We start from the raw sequence: 18,987 nt of genomic DNA, 5'->3' as shown, positions 1-18,987 counted from the left end.
GAAGTTGAGGGGCGGGTCCGGCCCTGGTCGCTCCGGCTCGCCGGCGGCCGTCTGGCGCCAGCAGCGCGTTGTCGTGACAAATTGTGCTTGCAAATTCTCACAATGAGAGAAGTATTTCTGTCGGCCGCTACACGGAGGAGCCTGAATGGCGCGCGACGACTGGCTGGTGGGACGTGATCGCCGCAGTGAAGCCACCGATCGGATCTACGCCGCGGCCGCCGATCTCATCTCGCGCAAGGGCTACGAGGGATTCACGATCGAAGCCCTGGCGGCCAGGGTGCACTGCTCACCGGCGACGATCTACCGGCACGCCGGCGGCAAGGCGGCCATCCGCGACGCCGTCGTCGCTATCCACGCGGCTCGCATCGTCGACGCCACCCGGGAAGCCATCCAGGACCTGCGCGGCCCGGATCGGGTGGTGGCGGCCACGATCATCGCCCTGCAACGCCTGCGATCGGATCCGCTCACCCACCTTATGCAGTCCATCCACGCGACTCCTGTCAGCGAATGGGTCATCAGCTCGCCCACCGTTACGGGCTTGGCCGCCGAAATGCTCGGCCCTGACAACGACGACCCGCTCGCCGCGCAGGGACTGATCCGCGTCTTCCTGGCGCTGTGGTCCTGGCCCCTCAAGGACCCGGCCGACGAACGTGCCCTGGTGCAACGCTTCCTCGGTTCCGTGGAGGATGTAGGGCGTGACCTGGACGAGGTATGAGGGCAGGGCGCTCGCGGACATCGCCCTCACGGGCGACGCGCTGGAGGCGGCACTCGAAGACCAGGTTCGCGTCCAGAATCCACATCTGACGGACGTCCGCCTGGAGTCGGTGCTTGCGACCGACAGCTACGACACCGGCGCGGGGGCATCGAACCGTTGGTACCAATTCACCTACTTGGCCGAAGGTGACGACCTTTAGGGTTGTGGAGCCTAGGGGAATCGAACCCCTGACACCCGCCTTGCAAAGGCGGTGCTCTACCAACTGAGCTAAGGCCCCTCGTCGTGGCTCGGCGGGTGATCGGGTGGGTCAGCCACCGCCACGTGCCACACCTCGACCCCGCGTCGTGACCGCACCACCGCCGCCGCTACAGCGACCAGCGCCAGTGGCAATGCAAGCCTTACGCAACGTCTGGACGGGCACATGGTTGTGGGCCTGGGAGGACTCGAACCTCCGACCTCTTCGTTATCAGCGAAGCGCTCTAACCGCCTGAGCTACAGGCCCTTACTCGCGTAGGGCCGAGCGACGAGATTACCGCAATCGCCGCCCCACCCACAAAATCACATCCTGCTAGTCGCGATCCGCCAGCGTGACCTCGATGCCGCCGATCAGATCGGTCGCCAGGTTGTATACGAACGCGGCGATGGTGGCCATCGCGGTCAGCAGGACGATGTTCACCAGGCCGATCAGCACGGCGCCGCCGAAGATGGTGCCGCTCGAGACCAGCTCGCCGCTGCTGCCGCTGGTGTTGTTCAGCAGGTCGCCGACGTTGCTGTTCAACTTGGCCCACACGCCCATGCCACCGAGCACGAGGTACAGGAACGCCACCGCGATCATCCACACGAAGAACAAGGCCACCGACAGCAGCAGCGACACCTTCAGCGTGCTCCACGGATCGATCCGGCGGATCTGCATGCTGGCCCGAACGGGGCCGCGGGTGCGCCGCGACACCTGGACCCGGTTTTCGCGGCCCTCGCGGTTCTCCCGGCTTTCTGCGGTCGCCGACCGGGCTGACGACGCCGTGGGGGCCGGCGTCTCGGCGCTGCGCTCCGGCGCGGGTTTGCGGTGTGGGGGCCGCGGAAGCGGCCCGGAAAGATCCGGCAACTCGCTGGCATAGGCCTCGGCGGGTGGGCCGTCGCCGCGCCCCGGCCCGGCGTCGAACTCGTACGGCGGGTGCTTCGGGCGCGCACCCGCGCCGCTACCCGGCGCGGCGGTGCCGAAGACGAGGCGGTTCGGCCGCGCATCGCCGCCGGTGGGCGCGCCCGCCGGTCGCGGCGCGCTCTGGGATTCGTGCTCGCGGGGCGCCGAGTGGGACGGCCGAGCGCCGCCCTGGAGCCCGCCCGCCTGCGCGGGCGACGCGCGGTGGGCGCCGGCGCGCTCGACCGAACCGTCGCCATTGAGGCCGTCGCCCTTATTGGGGGCGCCCGGCTCGTTCGGTGAGGTCACCCCGACTCCTTAGGTCTTTTGCGATGGCCGCCTGCGCGGTGGCTGTTGGGTTATGTCTGGTCGGACCGAGTTTAAGCCTTAGGACTCCTCAGCGCCCTCGGCCTCCTCGACGGCTTCGTCTCCTGCTTCCTCGGCGTTGCGCGCGATGGCCAACAGCGTGTTGTCCTCGCCGAGGTTCATCAGCCGCACGCCCTTGGTCTGACGTCCCGCCTTGCGGACCTGGCGTGCCGCCGTGCGGATGACGCCGCCACCGGAGGTGATCGCGTACAGCTCGCTGTCATCGTCGACGATCAGCGCGCCCACCAGCCTGCCACGGCGACGGTCGTACTGGACGGTCAGCACTCCCTTGCCGCCGCGGCCCTGCACCGGGTATTCCTCGATCGCGGTGCGCTTGGCGTAACCGCCGGAAGTGGCAACCAGCAGGTAGGTGCCCTCGCGGATCACGTTCAACGACAACAGGTAATCGTCGGCATTGAACCGCATGCCCTGCACACCGGAGGTCGCCCGGCCCATCGGCCGCAGCGCGTCGTCCGTCGCCGAGAACCGGATCGACTGGCCATTGGCCGACACCAGCAGCAGATCCTCGTCGGAGGAGCACAGCACCGCCCCGACCAGTTCGTCGCCGTCGCGCAGATTGACCGCCACGATGCCACCGGACCGGTTCGAGTCGAAGTCGGTCAGCTTGGTCTTCTTGACCAGGCCATTGCGGGTGGCCAGCACCAGATACGGCGCATCCTCGTAGCCCTTGATCTGGATGACCTGCGCGATGCGCTCCTCCGGCTGGAAAGCCAACAGGTTGGCGACGTGCTGGCCGCGCGCTATCCGCGACGCCTCCGGCAGGTCGTAAGCCTTGGCCCGATAGACCCGGCCCTGGGTGGTGAAGAACAGGATCCAGTCGTGCGTCGAGCAGACGAAGAAGTGCCGCACGATGTCGTCCTGCTTGAGCCCGGCGCCCTGCACGCCCTTGCCGCCGCGCTTCTGGCTGCGATACAGGTCGGTCTTGGTGCGCTTGGCATAGCCGGTCTCGGTGATGGTGACGACGACGTCCTCACGCGCGATCAGGTCCTCGTCGTTGACGTCGCCGTCGGCGGCAATGATCCGGGTACGACGGTCGTCGCCATGTTTGTCGACGAGCTCCTTGAGTTCGTCGTGCACGATCGCGCGCTGCCGCTCCGGCTTGGCCAGGATGTCTTCGAGGTCGGCGATCTCGGCCTCGATCTTGGCCAGGTCGTCGACGATGCGCTGGCGCTCCAGGGCAGCCAGCCGCCGCAGTTGCATGTCCAGGATCGCCTGGGCCTGGATTTCGTCGATGTCGAGCAGCTCGATCAGGCCGGCCCTGGCGATGTCGACGGTCTCCGACGCGCGGATCAACGCGATCACTTCATCCAGCGCGTCAAGGGCTTTCACCAAACCGCGCAAGATGTGCGCGCGTTCGTTGGCCTTGCGCAACCGGTAGGTGGTGCGCCGGATGATCACGTCGAGTTGGTGCTCGACGTAGTAGCGGATCATCTGGTCGAGCCGCAGCGTGCGCGGCACCCCGTCGACGATCGACAGCATGTTCGCGCCGAAGCTGGTCTGCAGCTGGGTGTGCTTGTAGAGGTTGTTGAGCACCACCTTGGCCACCGCGTCGCGCTTGAGCTCGATGACGATCCGCAGGCCGACCCGGTCGCTGGATTGGTCTTCTATGTTGGCGATGCCGGCGAGCCTGCCGTCGCGGACCTGCTCGGCGATCGAGGTGATGAAGTTGTCGTGGTTGACCTGATACGGCAACTCGGTGATCACCAAAGACGTTCGGCCCCTGGCCTCTTCGACCTCCACCACACCGCGCATCCGGACGGACCCGCGGCCGGTTTTGTACGCATCGTTAATGCCCTGCGAGCCGACGATCAGCCCGGAGGTCGGGAAGTCCGGGCCTTTGAACCGCTCCATGACGGCGGCCAGCGTCGCTTCCTCGTCGGCCTCGTGGTTTTCCAGGCACCAGAAGACCGCCTCGGCGAGCTCGCGCAGGTTGTGCGGCGGGATGTTGGTCGCCATGCCGACCGCGATGCCACCCGAACCGTTGGCCAGCAGGTTGGGGAACCGGCTGGGCAGCACCGTCGGTTCCTGCACCCGACCGTCGTAGTTGGGGATGAAATCGACTGTCTCCTCGTCGATTTCGCGTAGCATCTCCATCGCCAGCGGAGTCAGCCGCGCCTCGGTGTAGCGCATCGCCGCTGGTGGATCGTTGCCCGGTGAGCCGAAGTTGCCCTGGCCGTCGACGAGCGGATACCGCAGCGACCACGGCTGGGCCATGCGCACCAGGGTGTCGTAGATCGACGCGTCGCCGTGCGGGTGGTAGTTACCCATCGTCTCGGCCACCGAGCGCGCCGACTTGGCGTGGCTGCGGTCTGGGCGGAACCCGGAGTCGTACATCGCGTAGAGCACGCGGCGGTGCACCGGCTTGAGGCCGTCACGCACCTCCGGCAGCGCGCGACCCACGATCACGCTCATCGCGTAGTCGATGTAGCTGCGCTGCATCTCCTGCTGAATGTCAACCGGTTCGATGCGGTCGCCGGCCTCGTCGCCGGGTGGCAGCGTGGTGTCAGTCATCTATTCCTCGTTTGTTTCGGAGTGCCTGACTCATCAGACATCCAGGAAGCGAACGTCCTTGGCGTTGCGGGTGATAAAGCTGCGGCGCGCGTCGACGTCCTCACCCATCAAAATGGAGAACAGCTCGTCGGCGGACGCCGCGTCGTCCAGGGTGACTTGGCGCAACACCCGCACGGACGGGTCCATCGTGGTCTCCCACAGTTCCTTGGCGTCCATTTCGCCCAGACCCTTGTAGCGCTGGATGCCGTCTTCCTTGTTGATCTTCTTGCCGGCCTTCTGCCCGGCCTCCAACAGGCCGTCGCGCTCGCGGTCGGAGTAGGCGAACTCGGGATCGCTGCGCTGCCACTTCAACTTGTACAGCGGGGGCTGCGCCAAGAACACGTGCCCGTTTTCGATGAGCGGGCGCATGAAGCGGAACAGCAAGGTCAACAGCAGCGTCGAGATGTGTTGGCCGTCAACGTCGGCGTCGGCCATCAGCACGATCTTGTGGTAGCGCAGCTTGCTCAGGTCGAATTCGTCGTGGATCCCCGTCCCGAGCGCGGTGATGATCGCCTGCACTTCAGTGTTCTTCAGGACCCGGTCGATGCGCGCCTTCTCGACGTTGATGATCTTGCCGCGCAACGGAAGGATGGCCTGGAACATCGAATCGCGGCCGCTCTTGGCCGAGCCGCCGGCCGAATCGCCCTCGACCACATACAGTTCGGACTTTCGCGGGTCGGTGGACCGGCAATCGGCGAGCTTGCCCGGCAACCCGCCGAGGTCCGTTGCGCTCTTACGGCGCACCAGCTCTCGCGCCTTGCGGGCCGCGATCCGCGCCTGGGCCGACGACACCGCCTTGTTCACAACGGTTTTCGCCTCCGAGGGGTTGGCCTCGAACCAGTGCGTCAGCTGTTCGTTGCACACCTTCTGCACGAAAGATTTGACCTCGGTGTTGCCCAGCTTGGTCTTGGTCTGCCCCTCGAACTGCGGCTCCCTGACCTTCACGGAGATGACGGCCGCCAGGCCTTCCCGGATGTCGTCGCCGGTTAGGTTGGCGTCCTTCTCTTTGAGCAGCTTCTTGTCTTTGGCGTACTTGTTCACCACCGACGTCAGCGCGCTGCGGAAGCCCTCTTCGTGGGTGCCGCCCTCGTGGGTGTTGATGGTGTTGGCGAAGGTGTGCACCGACTCCGAATAGCCGCCGTTCCACTGCATGGCGATCTCGACTTCGTGGCCGGTGCCTTTTCCGTCGAAGTCGATGATGCTCTGCTGGATCGGGCTTTTGGTGCGGTTGATGTGCTTGACGAAGTCCACCAGGCCGCCGGGGTAGTGGAAGGTGCGGTGCTTGACCTTGTGCGGCGCGCTGGATTCGGCCGCCTTTTCCTCGGCGGTCTTGGGGGCCTCGGCGGTGTCGCTGACGACCTCGTCGACGACCTCGTCCTGCTGCACCCGCTCGTCCGTGAGGTTGATCGTCAGGCCTTTGTTGAGGAAGGCCATTTCCTGCAGCCGACGGGCCACCGTCTCGAAGTCGTAGTTCGTGGTCTCGAAGATGCCTGGGTCGGCCCAGAACCGGACCGTCGTACCCGTCTTCTTGGTCTTGTCGCCTTGCTTGAGAGTGCCGGGCACGGAGCGGTCGTAATGCTGGAACCACTCATAGCCGTCGACGCAGATCTCGACTTCGAGTCGAGTGGACAGCGCGTTGACGACTGATACACCCACGCCGTGCAGGCCACCGGAAACCGCATAGGCGCTGTCGTCGCCACCGAACTTGCCGCCGGCGTGCAGCTGGGTCATCACCACGTCGACGGTCGGGGCACCGGTCGAGTGCATCGCCACCGGAATGCCGCGGCCGTTGTCGGCGACTTCCACGCTGCCGTCGTCGAGTAGCCGCACGTCGACTTGGGTGGCGTAACCGGCCATCGCCTCGTCCACGGCGTTGTCGACCACCTCCCAGATGAGGTGGTGTAAACCACGCTCACCGGTGGAGCCGATATACATGCCCGGGCGTTTGCGGACGGCCTCCAGCCCTTCGAGCACGGTGATGGATGAAGCGCCGTATCCTTCGTGAGGCTTCTTCTTCTGGGCAGCCACGGTCGGAATGCTCTCCTCGGGGTTTCATGCGGGCGGTCCGGTCACCGCGACAGGCGCACCCCACCACTCTACCGTGAAGGACCCCCAGCACCGATTCTCTGGGCGCGTTTCTACCCAGCTAACCGCGCCGTGCACACGATTTCCGCGTTCAGGGCGCGTCCCGACGTGCGTTATGTAAGTCCGTTTCGTTCTGGCGGCTCTCAGGCGCCTGTTGATAGAGGCGTGACTGGGGACTATTTGGGCTCCGGACGATTCAGCCGTAGGTGTCGCGGGGCCCCCGCCCGGAGATGTGCCGTGGACCCTTACGCCACGACGGCGCGCTCGGCCCGGTGATTTTCAGCGAGGTCACGACGCCGTTGCCCACCGCCGCGGCGATCTTGGCCAAAAGCTGCGCCTGCATCATCCGCAGCTGGGTCGCCCAGGCCGTCGATTCCGCCGTCACGCTGAGCACACCCTCGCTCAGCGCCGTGGGGGTCGCGTGGTCGGCGATCTGGTGTCCCACCACCGCCGGCCAGTGGCCCAACACCGTGCCTTCGGCGACGTGCGTCGACCAACCCCGCTTTTTCGCCAGGTCGCGCGCCAGCCGGCCCAGCGGTTGGGGATCCCGCCCGTCGGGCCCCGGGCCCGACCAGCTCCGTCTTTGCCCCGCCACGCGCCGCGGCAGCGCCGGAGCCGACCGGCCGCGACCGGCGTCCTTACCCTGGGCGCGCGCCGCGGCGCGCGCCTCCTCGAGAGTGCGCCGCACCAAATCGATCCCGGTCAACCCGCCCAGGCGATCGACGTCTTTTCCATCTCCGGCGCCGGTCATGGTCGCACCTCCGACATCCGGCCCGAGTCCTCGTCGCGCATATCGATGTGCACCCGTTTAGCGTCCCAGTCCGCCGGAATGTCTTCCGGCACCGCCGCCGTCACCAAAACCTGCTCGGCCGATTCGGCCACCGTCGCCAGGGCGCGACGGCGCGTGGCGTCGAGTTCGGCGAACACGTCGTCGAGCAACAACACGGGCTCGGTGCCGTCGGCCCGCAACAATTCATACGCCGCCAACCGCAGCCCCACCGCGAACGACCACGATTCCCCGTGGCTGGCAAAGCCTTTGGCGGGTTGATCGCCGAGACGCAATTCGAGGTCATCGCGGTGCGGACCCACCAGACACATCCCGCGTTCCAGTTCGGCGTCCCGCCGCGCCGACAACGCGGCCAACAGCGCGGCTTCCAGGAATTCGCGGTCGTTGCCGTCGAAATCTCGCGGGGCGTGCTCGCCGAGGCTGGCGCGATAGGCGACCGACGCGGGCCGCGATCCGGGCGCCACCAACTGATAAGCCTTCTCCACCTCTGGCGCCAGCTCGTTCACCAGATCGATCCTGGCGGCCATCAACTCCGCGCCGTGCTCGGCGAGCCGGCTGTCCCACACGTCGAGGGTGTCCAGGGCGCCGCGGGCGCCGCGGTATCGGGCGCCGGACAGGGACTTCAACAGCGCCGTGCGCTGCCGCAGGACTTTGTCGTAGTCGGCGCGCACACCGGCGATCGCGGGCCGCCGCACCGTCGCCAAATCATCGAGGTAGCGACGCCGCTCCGACGGATCACCACGCACCAAGGCCAGGTCTTCGGGGGCAAAAAGCACGGCGCGCAGCACACCGACCACCTCGCGCGTGCTGCGCACGGGCGAGCGATTCAGCCGCGCCTTGTTTGCCCGGCCCGCCGCGATCTCGATATCGATCGCGCATTCACGGCCCTCATTGACCACGATCGTCGAAACCACCGCGCGTTCGGCGCCGGCCCGGATCAGCGGCGCGTCCGTCCCGACCCGATGAGAACCCAAGGTGGTCGAATACCACAGCGCCTCAACAAGATTCGTCTTGCCGAAGCCGTTTGGACCAACGAACACCGTCCGGCCCGGTTGCAATTCGAGGTCGGCGTGCGCCCAGGACCGGAAATCACGCAGCCCCAAATGCCGAACGTACACCTAGCCAGGCAACCGAACTGGCATCAACAGGTACACGTAATCCGTTGCCACGGCGGTGAACGGCCCGCTGCCACTGGGGGAGGTGTCGTCGCTGGAAGCCGGCCGCAGCAACGCGGGCTTGCCGGGCGTCGTGAAACCGAACGACACCCGTTCTGAGTGCACCGACGCAAGCCCGTCGGTCAGATACGTCGGATTGAAGGCGATGGTCAGCGGTTCGCCAACGAAATCCACCTGAAGGTCTTCTTCGGCCCGACCCACGTCATCGGCCCCCGCAGAAAGCCGCAACGATCCCTCCGAGAATTCCATCCGCACCTGCGCCCCCCGGTCGGCGACCAGGGCGACAAGCTTGATGGCCTCGGTCAGCTCCGCGACATCGATGGTGGCGACGGCCGTGTGCTCGGCCGGCAACAGCTGCCGAAACTTGGGGAACTCCGCGTCCAGCAGCCGCGTGGTGCTGCGCTTGCCGTTACCGCTGATGCCCAGCAACCCGTCCTTGCCGACCCCCGCGCCGGCGCCCAACGACAGTTGAACCTCAGATCCGTCGGCCCCGGCTTTGGCCGCTTCGGCCAACGTCTTGGCCGGCACCAGCACCGCGGCTTCGATGTCGGGCGACAACGCCGACCACGTCAACTCGCGAACCGCCAACCTGAACCTGTCGGTCGCGGCCAAAACCACCTTGTCGCCCGAAATCTCGACCCGGATCCCGGTCAGCATGGGCAGCGTGTCATCACGGCCGGCGGCGATGGCGACCTGACCGATCGCCTCCGCGAACAGGTCCGCCGGCAGGGTCCCGGTGCCTTCCGGCAGCGCGGGCAGCGTCGGGTAGTCCTCGACCGGCATCGTCGGCAGCGAAAACCTGGCGCTTCCGCACGTCAGCGCGACCCGGTTGCCGTCCACGTAGAAGTCGACCGGCTTGTTCGGCAACGCCCGCGTGATGTCCGACAATAACCTTCCGGATACCAAAACGCTTCCGGGAGAAGCTATTTCGGCCGCAACCTGCGCTTCGGCGGAGACCTCGTAGTCAAACCCGGAAATCGTCAGTCCCGCGTCGGAACCGGACAACAACACCCCGGACAGCACCGGCACCGCCGGCCTGGTGGGCAGGTTCTTCGCCACCCACGACACCGCGTCGGCGAAAGACTCTCGCACCAGACGAAACTTCAAGTCGGTGAGGCCAGCTGTTGTCGTCGCCGCGTCCATAGCGTCCCTTTACGTGCCGAGTGTCCGAAAAACCAAAGTGGCTAGCCGCCCGTCGCTAGCGGTCGCTGAACAACCGTAGATCGTCTGCGGCCATCTTGAAAGCTAATCGCACCGCCCGACAAAAGGCGTCATCGACGCGGCTACCGGCGCCCCGGCGACGAGCGTCCCCAACGCTGTACTTCAAAGAACAATCTAGGGAGAGATCTCAGTACTAGTAATAAGGACTGTGCAATCTGGGGACAGCGGGACCTTGTCGCAGCTAGGCGAGCGGTGTGGTTGTGGATGACCAGGTTGATAACCGTGTGTGCGGCCGCGTGGCGCTGGGGATGGTGGCGGGATGTGTACGTAAGCGTCATTGCTGCACCGGTGTTTGGACGGCTTGTGCACAGCGCTACCCACACCGCGATGGTGTGACGGCTGTGACAGGGGAGTGAGAAGTTTTTTGAAAAAAAGTTGGTAGGAGCGGCCGAATCAGCGCTTGGAGCGCTGTCGGATGCGGGTGGTGAGTTCCTTGACGTGATCGAAGACCTCACGGCGCTCGGCCATCTCGGACAAGATCTTTCGCTGCGCGTACATGACGGTGGTGTGGTCGCGGCCGAATGCCTGGCCGATCTTGGGCAGCGACAAATCGGTCAACTCACGGCATAGGTACATCGCGATTTGGCGCGACTGGGCCAGCGCCCGCGTCTTGCCCGGACCACGCAACTCTTCGACGGTGGTGTCGAAGTACTCGGCGGTGGCGGCCATGATGGTGGCCGCGCTGATTTGCATGGTGCTGGCGTCGGCGATCAGGTCGCGAAGGACGATTTCCGCCAAAGCCTTGTCTATCGGAGTCTTGTTCAACGACGCGAACGCGGTCACCCGGATCAGCGCCCCTTCGAGCTCGCGGATATTGCGTTCGATGCTGCTGGCGATCAGTTCGAGAACGTCGTCAGGTACGGCCAGCCGGTCCATCTGTGCCTTCTTGCGCAGAATGGCGATGCGGGTCTCCAGCTCCGGAGGCTGCACGTCGGTGATCAGGCCCCACTCGAACCGCGTGCGCAGCCGGTCCTCGAGGGTGGCGAGTTGCTTGGGCGGCCGGTCAGAGGAGATGACGATCTGTTTGTTGGCGTTGTGCAGCGTGTTGAAGGTATGGAAGAACTCCTCCTGGATACCTTCTTTGCCCTCGATGAACTGGATGTCGTCCACCAGCAGCACGTCGACGTCGCGGTAACTGCGTTTGAACGCGACCTTGCGGTCGTCGCGCAGCGAGTTGATGAAGTCGTTGGTGAATTCCTCGGTCGAGACGTACTTGACGCGCATGCCGGGGAACAACCGCTGCGCGTAGTTGCCGGCGGCGTGCAGCAGGTGGGTCTTACCGAGGCCGGATTCTCCCCAGATGAACAGCGGGTTGTAGGCGCGGGCCGGGGCTTCGGCGATGGCCAGCGCCGCGGCGTGCGCGAACCGGTTGGAGGCGCCGATGACGAAGGTGTCGAACGTGTACCTGCGGTTGAGGCTGGTTCCGCCGGCGATTGCCGGGTCGGCCGCGTGGGGACGTTCGGTGAAGTAGTTCGGCCAGCTCTGCTCGGCGGTGACGAGCTCACCGTTTTCGTCACCCTCGTCGACGTCGATCGACATGTCGATGAGGGAATCGTCGGCCTGAGCGAGGGATTGGTCTTCCAGGCCGGGCGGGAAGGGCTCCGCTGCGGTGAAGGCAGCGTCGTCAACGTCGTCAGGGGGCGGGGCGATGCGCACCCCGAGTTGGATCTGCTGTCCGAGCCGGCGGCTCAGGGCGTCGGTGATCGGGGCACGAAGGTGACGTTCGATCTCGTTTTGCACGAAGCTGCTCGGCACCGACAACAGGGCAAATCCCTCGACGATGGTGAGCGGCTGGACGAGGTTCAACCACGCCCGTTGCTGAGGGGTCAGTGGGGTGGCGAGGGCGGTGCGATTGGTGGCCATTCCGTCCGAGGCCGACTCGCCGTTGAGCTCGGAGACGACCGCGTTCCAAACTGTTGTGAATCCTGAACCGGGGTCATCGGTCAACGACGTAATCTCCCTGGTTTCTCGCAGATCCCGGGTCGAGGGGCAGCCACGCTTGGTGACGAAACAACTGTCCACATAGTTATGCACAGGTGTGGACAGGATGATCGTAGACGAGCCGCAGCCTACCGGCGACGGCCCGCGATCTCCGCGCTGATGACAACCCGTGGAGGTCGTCTAGACAGCTAGTCGATCCGCCATCCTCGCTTCGTCGTCGAGCGCCGCTCCACTCTGAAACGGCATTGCCCGAAGCTAACAGTTTTCCGTTCGGCTGCCAACAGTTCTGCTGCATTCCAATCGGCCTCTTTAGGGTCATCTGGGCCCTGCTTGTCGCTCGTTGTCCTATGGTGCCGCAAGGACGTCTTCGAGAACTTGCGTTTTCGCGGATGTGTGAGTTGGGTCCGTTGCGGGAGACCAAGTTTGACCCAGCGAATCCGCATCAGTACCCTCAAACAGTCGCCCGAAAGTCGGCGATACGGCTGCGACCCGGAGAAAGCTCGGGGACCGCGCCGGCCAGCAGCAAGACCCACCTCCGACCGCGTCGCGGACGAATGCGGCCGGATGGTTCGAAGACGAGGAGAACGCCGTGGCCAAGGGCAAGCGGACCTTCCAGCCGAATAACCGGCGCCGAGCCCGCGTGCATGGCTTCCGCTTGCGGATGCGCACCCGCGCCGGGCGATCGATCGTCTCCAGCCGGCGCCGCAAAGGCCGTCGCGCGTTAACTGCCTGATCGCAACGTCGGGTTCTTCAGCGGTGCTTCCCGCACGCAACCGCATGAGGCGGTCAACTGAGTTTGACGCCGCCGTGAAGTCTGGCGTGCGCGCGGTGCAGCCCGACGTCGTCGTACATATGCGGCGCGACTCCGAGGACGACACGGGACCCCGTGTCGGCCTGATCATCGCCAAGTCCGTTGGATCGGCCGTGGAGCGTCATCGGGTGGCGCGCCGGCTACGTCACGTCGCGCGAACCATGTTGGGGGATCTCCATCGATCCGACCGGGTGGTGATTCGGGCGCTGCCCGGCAGTAGCCAGGTGTCATCCGCGCGGCTGGAACAACAGCTGCGGCGTGGCTTGCGCCGCGCCTTCGAGTCGGCGGGAACTGACCGGTGAACAAGGCGGCGCGGGGACTGATCTTCCTGATTCAGCTGTACCGGCACATGGTGTCACCGCTGCGCCCGGCGACATGCCGCTTCATGCCAACGTGCAGCCAGTACGCCGTCGACGCTCTGACCGAATACGGCTTGATCCGGGGCAGCTGGTTGGCCGCAGCCCGGCTCGCCAAATGCGGACCGTGGCATCGGGGAGGATGGGATCCGATACCGGATCGACACGCATGCCGGGCGAGCTTCGAAGGCGCCGGCGCCGCGGGAGACCCCGCGCCGGAGCAACGGGAGAGTGAATCTTTTGTTTGATTTCTTCAGCCTCGACGTCATCTACTACCCGGTGTCGTGGATCATGTGGGCTTGGTACAAGCTGTTCGCGGCGTTGCTCGGACCGTCGAACTTCTTCGCCTGGGCCCTGTCGGTGATGTTCCTGGTGTTCAGCTTGCGGGCCCTGCTGTACAAGCCGTTCGTGCGCCAGATTCGTACCACCCGGCAGATGCAGGAGTTGCAGCCGCAGATCAAGGCGCTGCAAAAGAAGTACTCCAAAGACCGCCAGCGGATGGCGCTCGAGATGCAGAAGCTGCAACGCGAGCACGGCTTCAACCCGATCCTCGGCTGCCTGCCGATGCTCGCCCAGATCCCGGTGTTCCTTGGGCTGTATCACGTCTTGCGGTCGTTCAACCGGACCACCGGAGGCTTTGGTCAGCCGCACCTGTCGGTGGCCCAGAACCGGGCGACGGGCAACTATTTCTTCAGCCCGACCGACGTGGCGCACTTCCTGGACGCCAACCTTTTCGGTGCGCCGATCGGCGCGTTCATGACGCAACACGCCGGATTGGACGCCTTCACCCACTTCAGCCGCCCCGCGGTGATCGCGGTGGGTGCCCCGGTGATGATCCTGGCGGGCGTCGCCACCTACTTCAACAGCCGCGCGTCGGTGGCGCGCCAGAGCGCGGAGGCCGCCGCCAACCCGCAGACCGCGATGATGAACAAGCTGGCGCTGTACGTGTTTCCGCTCGGCGTCGTTGTCGGCGGACCGTTCCTTCCGCTCGCGATCATCCTGTACTGGTTCGCCAACAACATCTGGACGTTCGCACAGCAGCACTACGTGTTCGGCATGATCGAAAAAGAGGACGAGGCCAAGAGGCAGGAGGTCGTTCAGCGGCGGGCTGCCAATGCTCCGGCGCCGGGCGCCAAACCGAAGCGCAACCCCAAGACCTCGGCGGCGAGCGGTAACGGATCCGCGACGCGAAACGACGACGGCGAGGACTCGGATTCCGAGGGCTTCGACGGAGGTGCCGCCGAAGAGGGGTCGGCCACGGCGGAACCGGACAAGCCGAGCGCGGCGGGACGCAACGACGGGCCGACCAACCGCACCCCGCGACCCGGGGCGCGACCGAAGAAGCGGAAACGCTGACGCGACGCCAGAGCTTAAGGGGACCCCGGGCGAGTGACCCGACTGGACGGGAACCCCTGGATGAGGGAGAGAAAACGAGATGACAGACGCCGAAACGACCGAACGCGACGTTGACGCTGAACTCGACACGCAAACGCCGGCCCCAGAGGACGACGCGGCGACGGAAGGCGGTGGTGACGAAGGCGACGAGCTGGAGGACCGACTGGTTGCCGAGGGGGAGATCGCCGGCGACTATCTCGAGGAGCTGCTGGACCTGTTGGACTTCGACGGCGACATCGATCTAGACGTGGAGGGCGACCGCGCCGTGGTGAGCATCGACGGCAGCAGCGACCTGAACAAGTTGGTCGGTCGCGCCGGCGAGGTGCTGGATGCGCTGCAGGAGCTGACCCGGCTGGCGGTGCACCAGAAGACCGGTGTGCGGAGCCGGTTGATGCTTGACATCGCGAGCTGGCGGCGCCGGCGGCGCGAGGAGCTGGCCGCGTTGGGCGACAAGGTGGCGCGCCGGGTGCTCGACAGCGGCGAACGCGAGGAGCTTTCTCCGATGACACCGTTCGAACGCAAGATCGTTCACGACGCCGTCGCGGCGGTGCCGGGCGTGCACAGCGAGAGCGAGGGCCAGGAGCCGTCCCGCCGCGTTGTCGTCTTGCTCGACTAGCGCCGCCGAGTCACAGCCGTGTAATTCAGAGACGACCCGGACGGCCCCAGGGATCGAGGATGTTTCACGTGAAACAAGAAGACGAGATGTTTCACGTGAAACATGGCGACGGAGAGGCGGTCGAGGGGGCGTCCGCGGTGACGGCAGATCCGGGATCCCTGGCCGGTGCCGCCGCCGCCGTCTTCGGGCCGCGGTTGGGTATCGCCCGAAGGTACGCCGAATTGCTGGCCGGCCCGGGGGTAGAGCGAGGGCTCCTCGGGCCGCGGGAGGTCGGCCGGCTGTGGGATCGCCACCTATTGAACAGTGCGGCGGTCGGCGAGCTCCTCGAGCACGGCGAGCGGGTGATCGACATCGGCAGCGGGGCCGGGCTGCCGGGGATACCGCTGGCGATCGCGCGGCCCGACCTCGACGTCGTGCTGCTGGAGCCGATGCTGCGGCGGAGTGAGTTTCTCATCGAGGTGGTGGCCGAACTAGGGTTGGCGGTCGAGGTGGTGCGCGGCCGTGCGGAGGACCCGTGGGTGCGCGAGCAGTTCGGAGCCCGGGATGTCGCGGTGTCACGAGCGGTCGCACCGCTGGACAAGTTGACGAAGTGGAGCATGCCGTTGCTACGGCCCGACGGGCGGATGGTCGCCATCAAAGGGGAGCGCGCTCCCGAGGAAGTGGAAGCCCACCGGCGTGTGATGGCGGCATCAGGCGCCCTTGATGCCAGGGTGGTCACATGTGGCGGGAACTACTTGCATCCGCCGTCAACCGTGGTGTTAGCGCGACGCGGAAAGCGGCCGCGCCAAAGATCGGGACGTATGGCAGACAGGGGGACATGGTGAGTTCTCCAATCAACTCGCCCGGCGGGCCGCCGCCGGCACCGAGCGTCGCCGACGCCGCGCCGGAGCCGGGCCATGTTTCACGTGAAACATCGGACGAATTCGACACCCCGATCGGCGCCGCCGCCGAGCGTGCGATGCGGGTTCTGCACACGGCCTACCCGCCGCTGCGCCGCCCGGCCCACCGGCGGCTGTTCACCGTCGCCAACCAGAAGGGTGGCGTCGGCAAGACCACGACCGCCGTCAACCTCGCGGCCGCGCTGGCCGTGCAGGGACTCAAGACCCTCGTCATCGACCTCGATCCCCAGGGCAACGCGAGCACGGCCCTCGGCATCCACGACCGGCAGGCGGGCACGCCGTCGTCGTACGAAGTCCTCATCGGCGAGGTGTCGCTGCGGGAGGCGTTGCGGCCCAGCCCCCACAGCTCGCGGCTGTTCTGCGTGCCGGCGACCATCGATCTCGCCGGCGCCGAGATCGAATTGGTCAGCATGGTCGCGCGCGAGAACCGCCTGCGCACCGCCCTGGCCGAGCTCGACCAGTTCGACTTCGACTACGTCTTCATCGACTGCCCGCCGTCGCTCGGGCTGCTGACGATCAACGCGCTGGTGGCTGCGCCCGAGGTGATGATCCCGATCCAGTGCGAGTACTACGCGCTGGAGGGTGTGTCGCAGCTGATGCGCAATATCGAGATGGTGAAGGCCCACCTGAATCCCCAGCTGGACGTGACGACCGTCATCCTGACGATGTACGACGGGCGGACCAAGCTGGCCGACCAGGTGGCCGAAGAGGTACGCCGGTACTTCGGAACCAAGGTGCTGCGCAGCGTGATTCCGCGCAGCGTCAAGGTCTCGGAGGCGCCCGGCTACAGCATGACAATCATCGATTACGACCCCGGTTCCCGGGGAGCGATGAGCTATCTCGATGCGAGTCGCGAACTCGCCGAACGCGATTGACCACCATCGTGAAGGGACGACCATGACGCAGCCGTTACGCAAGAAGGGCGGCCTCGGCCGGGGCCTGGCTTCGCTGATCCCCACGGGTCCGGCGGAGGGCGACTCCGGTCCGGCGACGCTGGGCCCGCGGATGGGCGACGCGGCCGCCGATGTGCTGATCGGCGGACCGGCTCAGGGCTCCGCGTCGGTGGGCGCGGTCTACCGCGAGATCGCGCCGGCCGATATCGAGCGCAACCCACGCCAGCCCCGGCAGGTGTTCGACGAGGAGGCGCTGTCCGAGCTGGTGCACTCCATTCGCGAATTCGGGCTTTTGCAGCCGATCGTCGTCCGGCCGGTGAGCGGAACGCCGGGCGGGGCGCGGTACCAAATCGTGATGGGGGAGCGGCGGTGGCGCGCCGCCCAGGAAGCGGGCCTGGCCACCATCCCTGCCATCGTGCGCGAAACCGGCGACGACGACCTGCTGCGCGACGCCCTGCTCGAAAACATCCATCGGGTCCAGCTGAACCCGCTGGAGGAGGCGGCGGCTTACCAGCAGCTGCTCGACGAATTCGACGTGACCCACGACGAGCTGGCGTCCCGTATCGGCCGGTCGCGGCCGCTGATCACCAACATGATCCGCTTGCTGAAGCTGCCGATCCCGGTGCAGCGGCGGGTCGCGGCGGGCGTCCTGTCCGCGGGCCATGCCCGAGCGTTGCTGTCCCTCGAAGGCGGGCCGGAGGCGCAGGAGGAGCTGGCGAGCCGGATCGTCGCCGAGGGCCTGTCGGTGCGGGCCACCGAGGAGGCGGTCACCCTGGCCAACCGCGGCGACGCGACCACCCCGGCGCCCCAGCGCCGCAAGCCGATTCAGATGCCCGGCCTCCAGGACGTCGCCGATCGGCTGTCCAACACCTTCGATACCCGGGTGACGGTCAGCCTTGGCAAACGGAAGGGACGGATCGTGGTGGAGTTCGGCTCGGTGGAGGATCTCCAGCGCATCGTAGACGTGATGACCCCGCCCAAGGCATGATCGCCCACACGCTGTAATTACGTCACTGTGACGCCGCGCGGGTTTTTGACGCCCAAATGAGACCCAAATGAGCCGTCCCCGACGCCGTCTGCGAGCAGAGTTCCAGTGCGCCTCAACGCCTTTCGCTATGTCACCGGCCGTGCCGCACCGCGCGGGAACGTTCGCCGGCCCGCCCCAAGTGGCGCAGCAAACACTGGTCCGATGACGACAAACTCTCCTATTCTGGAGAGGTTGCTGGTGGCCCCAAAATGTGGTGGCCGCAGGACCGGACGGAAGCCAGGAGGCTAGTGTCTGCTCGAATCATGCCGCTGCGGCTCGAGGCTTTCGAGCAGCTTCCCAAGCATGCGCGCCGCTGCGTGTTCTGGGAGGTCGATCCCGCGACCCTGGGTAACCAGGACCACCTCGCCGACCCCGAGTTTGAAAAAGAAGCCTGGCTGTCGATGGTGATGCTGGAGTGGGGCTCATGCGGTCAGATCGCGACGGCGATTCCGGACGAGCGCAGTCACGCCGAACCGGCGTGCCTGGGGTACGTCCTCTACGCGCCGCCTCGCGCGGTGCCGCGGGCGCAGCGCTTTCCCACGGCGCCCGTGTCCGCCGATGCCGTGCTGTTGACGTCAATGAACATCGAGTCGGGGCAGGCCTCCGACGATCTGCCGCATGGGCTGATCGCCCGCGTCATCGATGAGCTGGTGCGGCGCGGCGTGCGGGCGTTGGAGGCTTTCGGGCGCACACCGGCGGCCGCCGAGTTGCAGGACCCGCGAACGGTGGACCCGGATGTGCGGCCGGTGCTCGAGGCCCTGGGCGACTGCTCGGTCGAGCACTGCATCATCGACGCGGAGTTCTTGAAGGACGTGGGATTCGTTGTGGTGGCGCCGCACCCGTACTTCCCGCGGCTGCGGCTGGAGTTGGACAAGGGCCTGGGCTGGAAGGCCGAAGTCGAGGCGGCGCTGGAGCGCCTGTTGTCCAGTGCCCAGCTGCAGGAACCCGTCGGGGCGGGCTCCGCCAGCGCATCAAATACGTTGCAGATCAACGG

Annotated in this window: 16 protein-coding genes, 2 tRNA genes and 2 pseudogenes; 11 read left to right on the top strand and 9 right to left on the bottom strand. The window is 66.2% G+C overall.

Going from position 1 to position 18,987, the window contains the following annotated elements; all coding sequences use genetic code 11:
- The first annotated feature begins 145 nt into the window (after positions 1–145).
- Together A5787_RS17820 and A5787_RS17815 are read left to right on the top strand one after the other, a co-directional pair.
- Positions 146–715, top strand: coding sequence for a TetR/AcrR family transcriptional regulator (locus tag A5787_RS17820; RefSeq protein WP_066969324.1), 570 nt, complete (start codon positions 146–148; stop codon positions 713–715).
- Positions 696–914, top strand: a complete 219-nt coding sequence (locus tag A5787_RS17815) for a hypothetical protein (protein WP_066969321.1) — start codon at positions 696–698, stop codon at positions 912–914. Before A5787_RS17820 ends, A5787_RS17815 begins: the two co-directional genes overlap by 20 nt.
- Positions 915–919: 5 nt before the next feature.
- On the opposite strand, the gene A5787_RS17810 is transcribed toward A5787_RS17815, so the two are convergent.
- The 9 genes from A5787_RS17810 to dnaA form a co-directional block, all read right to left on the bottom strand.
- Positions 920–992, bottom strand: a tRNA-Ala gene (locus tag A5787_RS17810).
- Positions 993–1,143: 151 nt separating this feature from the next.
- Positions 1,144–1,217: transfer RNA gene (locus A5787_RS17805), tRNA-Ile, on the bottom strand.
- Between the two features lie 66 nt (positions 1,218–1,283).
- On the bottom strand, positions 1,284–2,159 hold the full coding sequence (locus A5787_RS17800; protein WP_066969319.1) for a DUF3566 domain-containing protein: 876 nt from the start codon (positions 2,157–2,159) through the stop codon (positions 1,284–1,286).
- 78 nt (positions 2,160–2,237) lie between these two features.
- On the bottom strand, positions 2,238–4,748 hold the full coding sequence (gene gyrA / locus A5787_RS17795) for a DNA gyrase subunit A (RefSeq protein ID WP_066969317.1): 2,511 nt from the start codon (positions 4,746–4,748) through the stop codon (positions 2,238–2,240).
- 33 nt (positions 4,749–4,781) lie between these two features.
- Positions 4,782–6,815: a DNA topoisomerase (ATP-hydrolyzing) subunit B gene (gene gyrB, locus A5787_RS17790; RefSeq protein ID WP_066969316.1), complete on the bottom strand. Its 2,034-nt coding sequence runs from the start codon at positions 6,813–6,815 to the stop codon at positions 4,782–4,784.
- Positions 6,816–7,068: 253 nt separating this feature from the next.
- A complete protein-coding gene (locus A5787_RS17785; RefSeq protein ID WP_066969314.1) occupies positions 7,069–7,623 on the bottom strand; it encodes a DUF721 family protein in 555 nt (184 codons plus the stop codon).
- A complete protein-coding gene (recF, locus tag A5787_RS17780) occupies positions 7,620–8,777 on the bottom strand; it encodes a DNA replication/repair protein RecF (protein ID WP_066969313.1) in 1,158 nt (385 codons plus the stop codon). Before recF ends, A5787_RS17785 begins: the two co-directional genes overlap by 4 nt.
- Entirely contained in the window at positions 8,778–9,977 is a 1,200-nt protein-coding gene (dnaN, locus tag A5787_RS17775) for a DNA polymerase III subunit beta (protein WP_066969311.1), read from the bottom strand.
- A gap of 471 nt (positions 9,978–10,448) precedes the next feature.
- Complete coding sequence (gene dnaA / locus A5787_RS17770) at positions 10,449–12,002, bottom strand: chromosomal replication initiator protein DnaA (RefSeq protein ID WP_066969310.1); 1,554 nt, start codon at positions 12,000–12,002, stop codon at positions 10,449–10,451.
- Between the two features lie 583 nt (positions 12,003–12,585).
- Here dnaA and rpmH point away from each other — a divergent pair.
- From rpmH to A5787_RS17735, 9 genes and pseudogenes are all read left to right on the top strand, one after another.
- Positions 12,586–12,729: a 50S ribosomal protein L34 gene (rpmH, locus tag A5787_RS26815; RefSeq protein WP_077100535.1), complete on the top strand. Its 144-nt coding sequence runs from the start codon at positions 12,586–12,588 to the stop codon at positions 12,727–12,729.
- 23 nt (positions 12,730–12,752) lie between these two features.
- Positions 12,753–13,109, top strand: coding sequence for a ribonuclease P protein component (rnpA, locus tag A5787_RS17765; RefSeq protein ID WP_082977292.1), 357 nt, complete (start codon positions 12,753–12,755; stop codon positions 13,107–13,109).
- Positions 13,106–13,411 (top strand): membrane protein insertion efficiency factor YidD, encoded by a 306-nt coding sequence (yidD, locus tag A5787_RS26810; RefSeq protein WP_156764001.1) that lies wholly within the window; start codon positions 13,106–13,108, stop codon positions 13,409–13,411. Before rnpA ends, yidD begins: the two co-directional genes overlap by 4 nt.
- Positions 13,395–14,519 carry a membrane protein insertase YidC gene (gene yidC / locus A5787_RS17760; protein ID WP_066969308.1) on the top strand — a complete coding sequence of 375 codons (1,125 nt, stop codon included), beginning with the start codon at positions 13,395–13,397 and terminating at the stop codon, positions 14,517–14,519. The genes yidD and yidC overlap by 17 nt, the downstream gene beginning before the upstream one ends.
- A 79-nt stretch (positions 14,520–14,598) precedes the next feature.
- Entirely contained in the window at positions 14,599–15,174 is a 576-nt protein-coding gene (locus tag A5787_RS17755; protein ID WP_066969306.1) for a R3H domain-containing nucleic acid-binding protein, read from the top strand.
- An 86-nt stretch (positions 15,175–15,260) separates the two neighbouring features.
- The gene (rsmG, locus tag A5787_RS17750; RefSeq protein ID WP_066969336.1) at positions 15,261–15,998 is read left to right on the top strand and encodes a 16S rRNA (guanine(527)-N(7))-methyltransferase RsmG; all 738 of its coding nucleotides are present in this window, start codon (positions 15,261–15,263) and stop codon (positions 15,996–15,998) included.
- A pseudogene (locus A5787_RS17745) lies at positions 15,992–16,974 on the top strand (ParA family protein). The gene rsmG and the pseudogene A5787_RS17745 overlap by 7 nt, the downstream one beginning before the upstream one ends.
- Positions 16,971–17,954, top strand: a complete 984-nt coding sequence (locus A5787_RS17740) for a ParB/RepB/Spo0J family partition protein (protein WP_066969304.1) — start codon at positions 16,971–16,973, stop codon at positions 17,952–17,954. The pseudogene A5787_RS17745 and the gene A5787_RS17740 overlap by 4 nt, the downstream one beginning before the upstream one ends.
- 287 nt (positions 17,955–18,241) lie before the next feature.
- Positions 18,242–18,973: pseudogene (locus tag A5787_RS17735) on the top strand (acetyltransferase); the annotation flags it as partial.
- Between the last annotated feature and the right edge of the window lie 14 nt (positions 18,974–18,987).

Source organism: Mycobacterium sp. 852002-50816_SCH5313054-b, from assembly GCF_001667185.1.
In the GTDB taxonomy this organism is placed as follows: Bacteria; Actinomycetota; Actinomycetes; order Mycobacteriales; family Mycobacteriaceae; genus Mycobacterium.
This window is presented reverse-complemented; position numbering and strand designations above follow the sequence as displayed.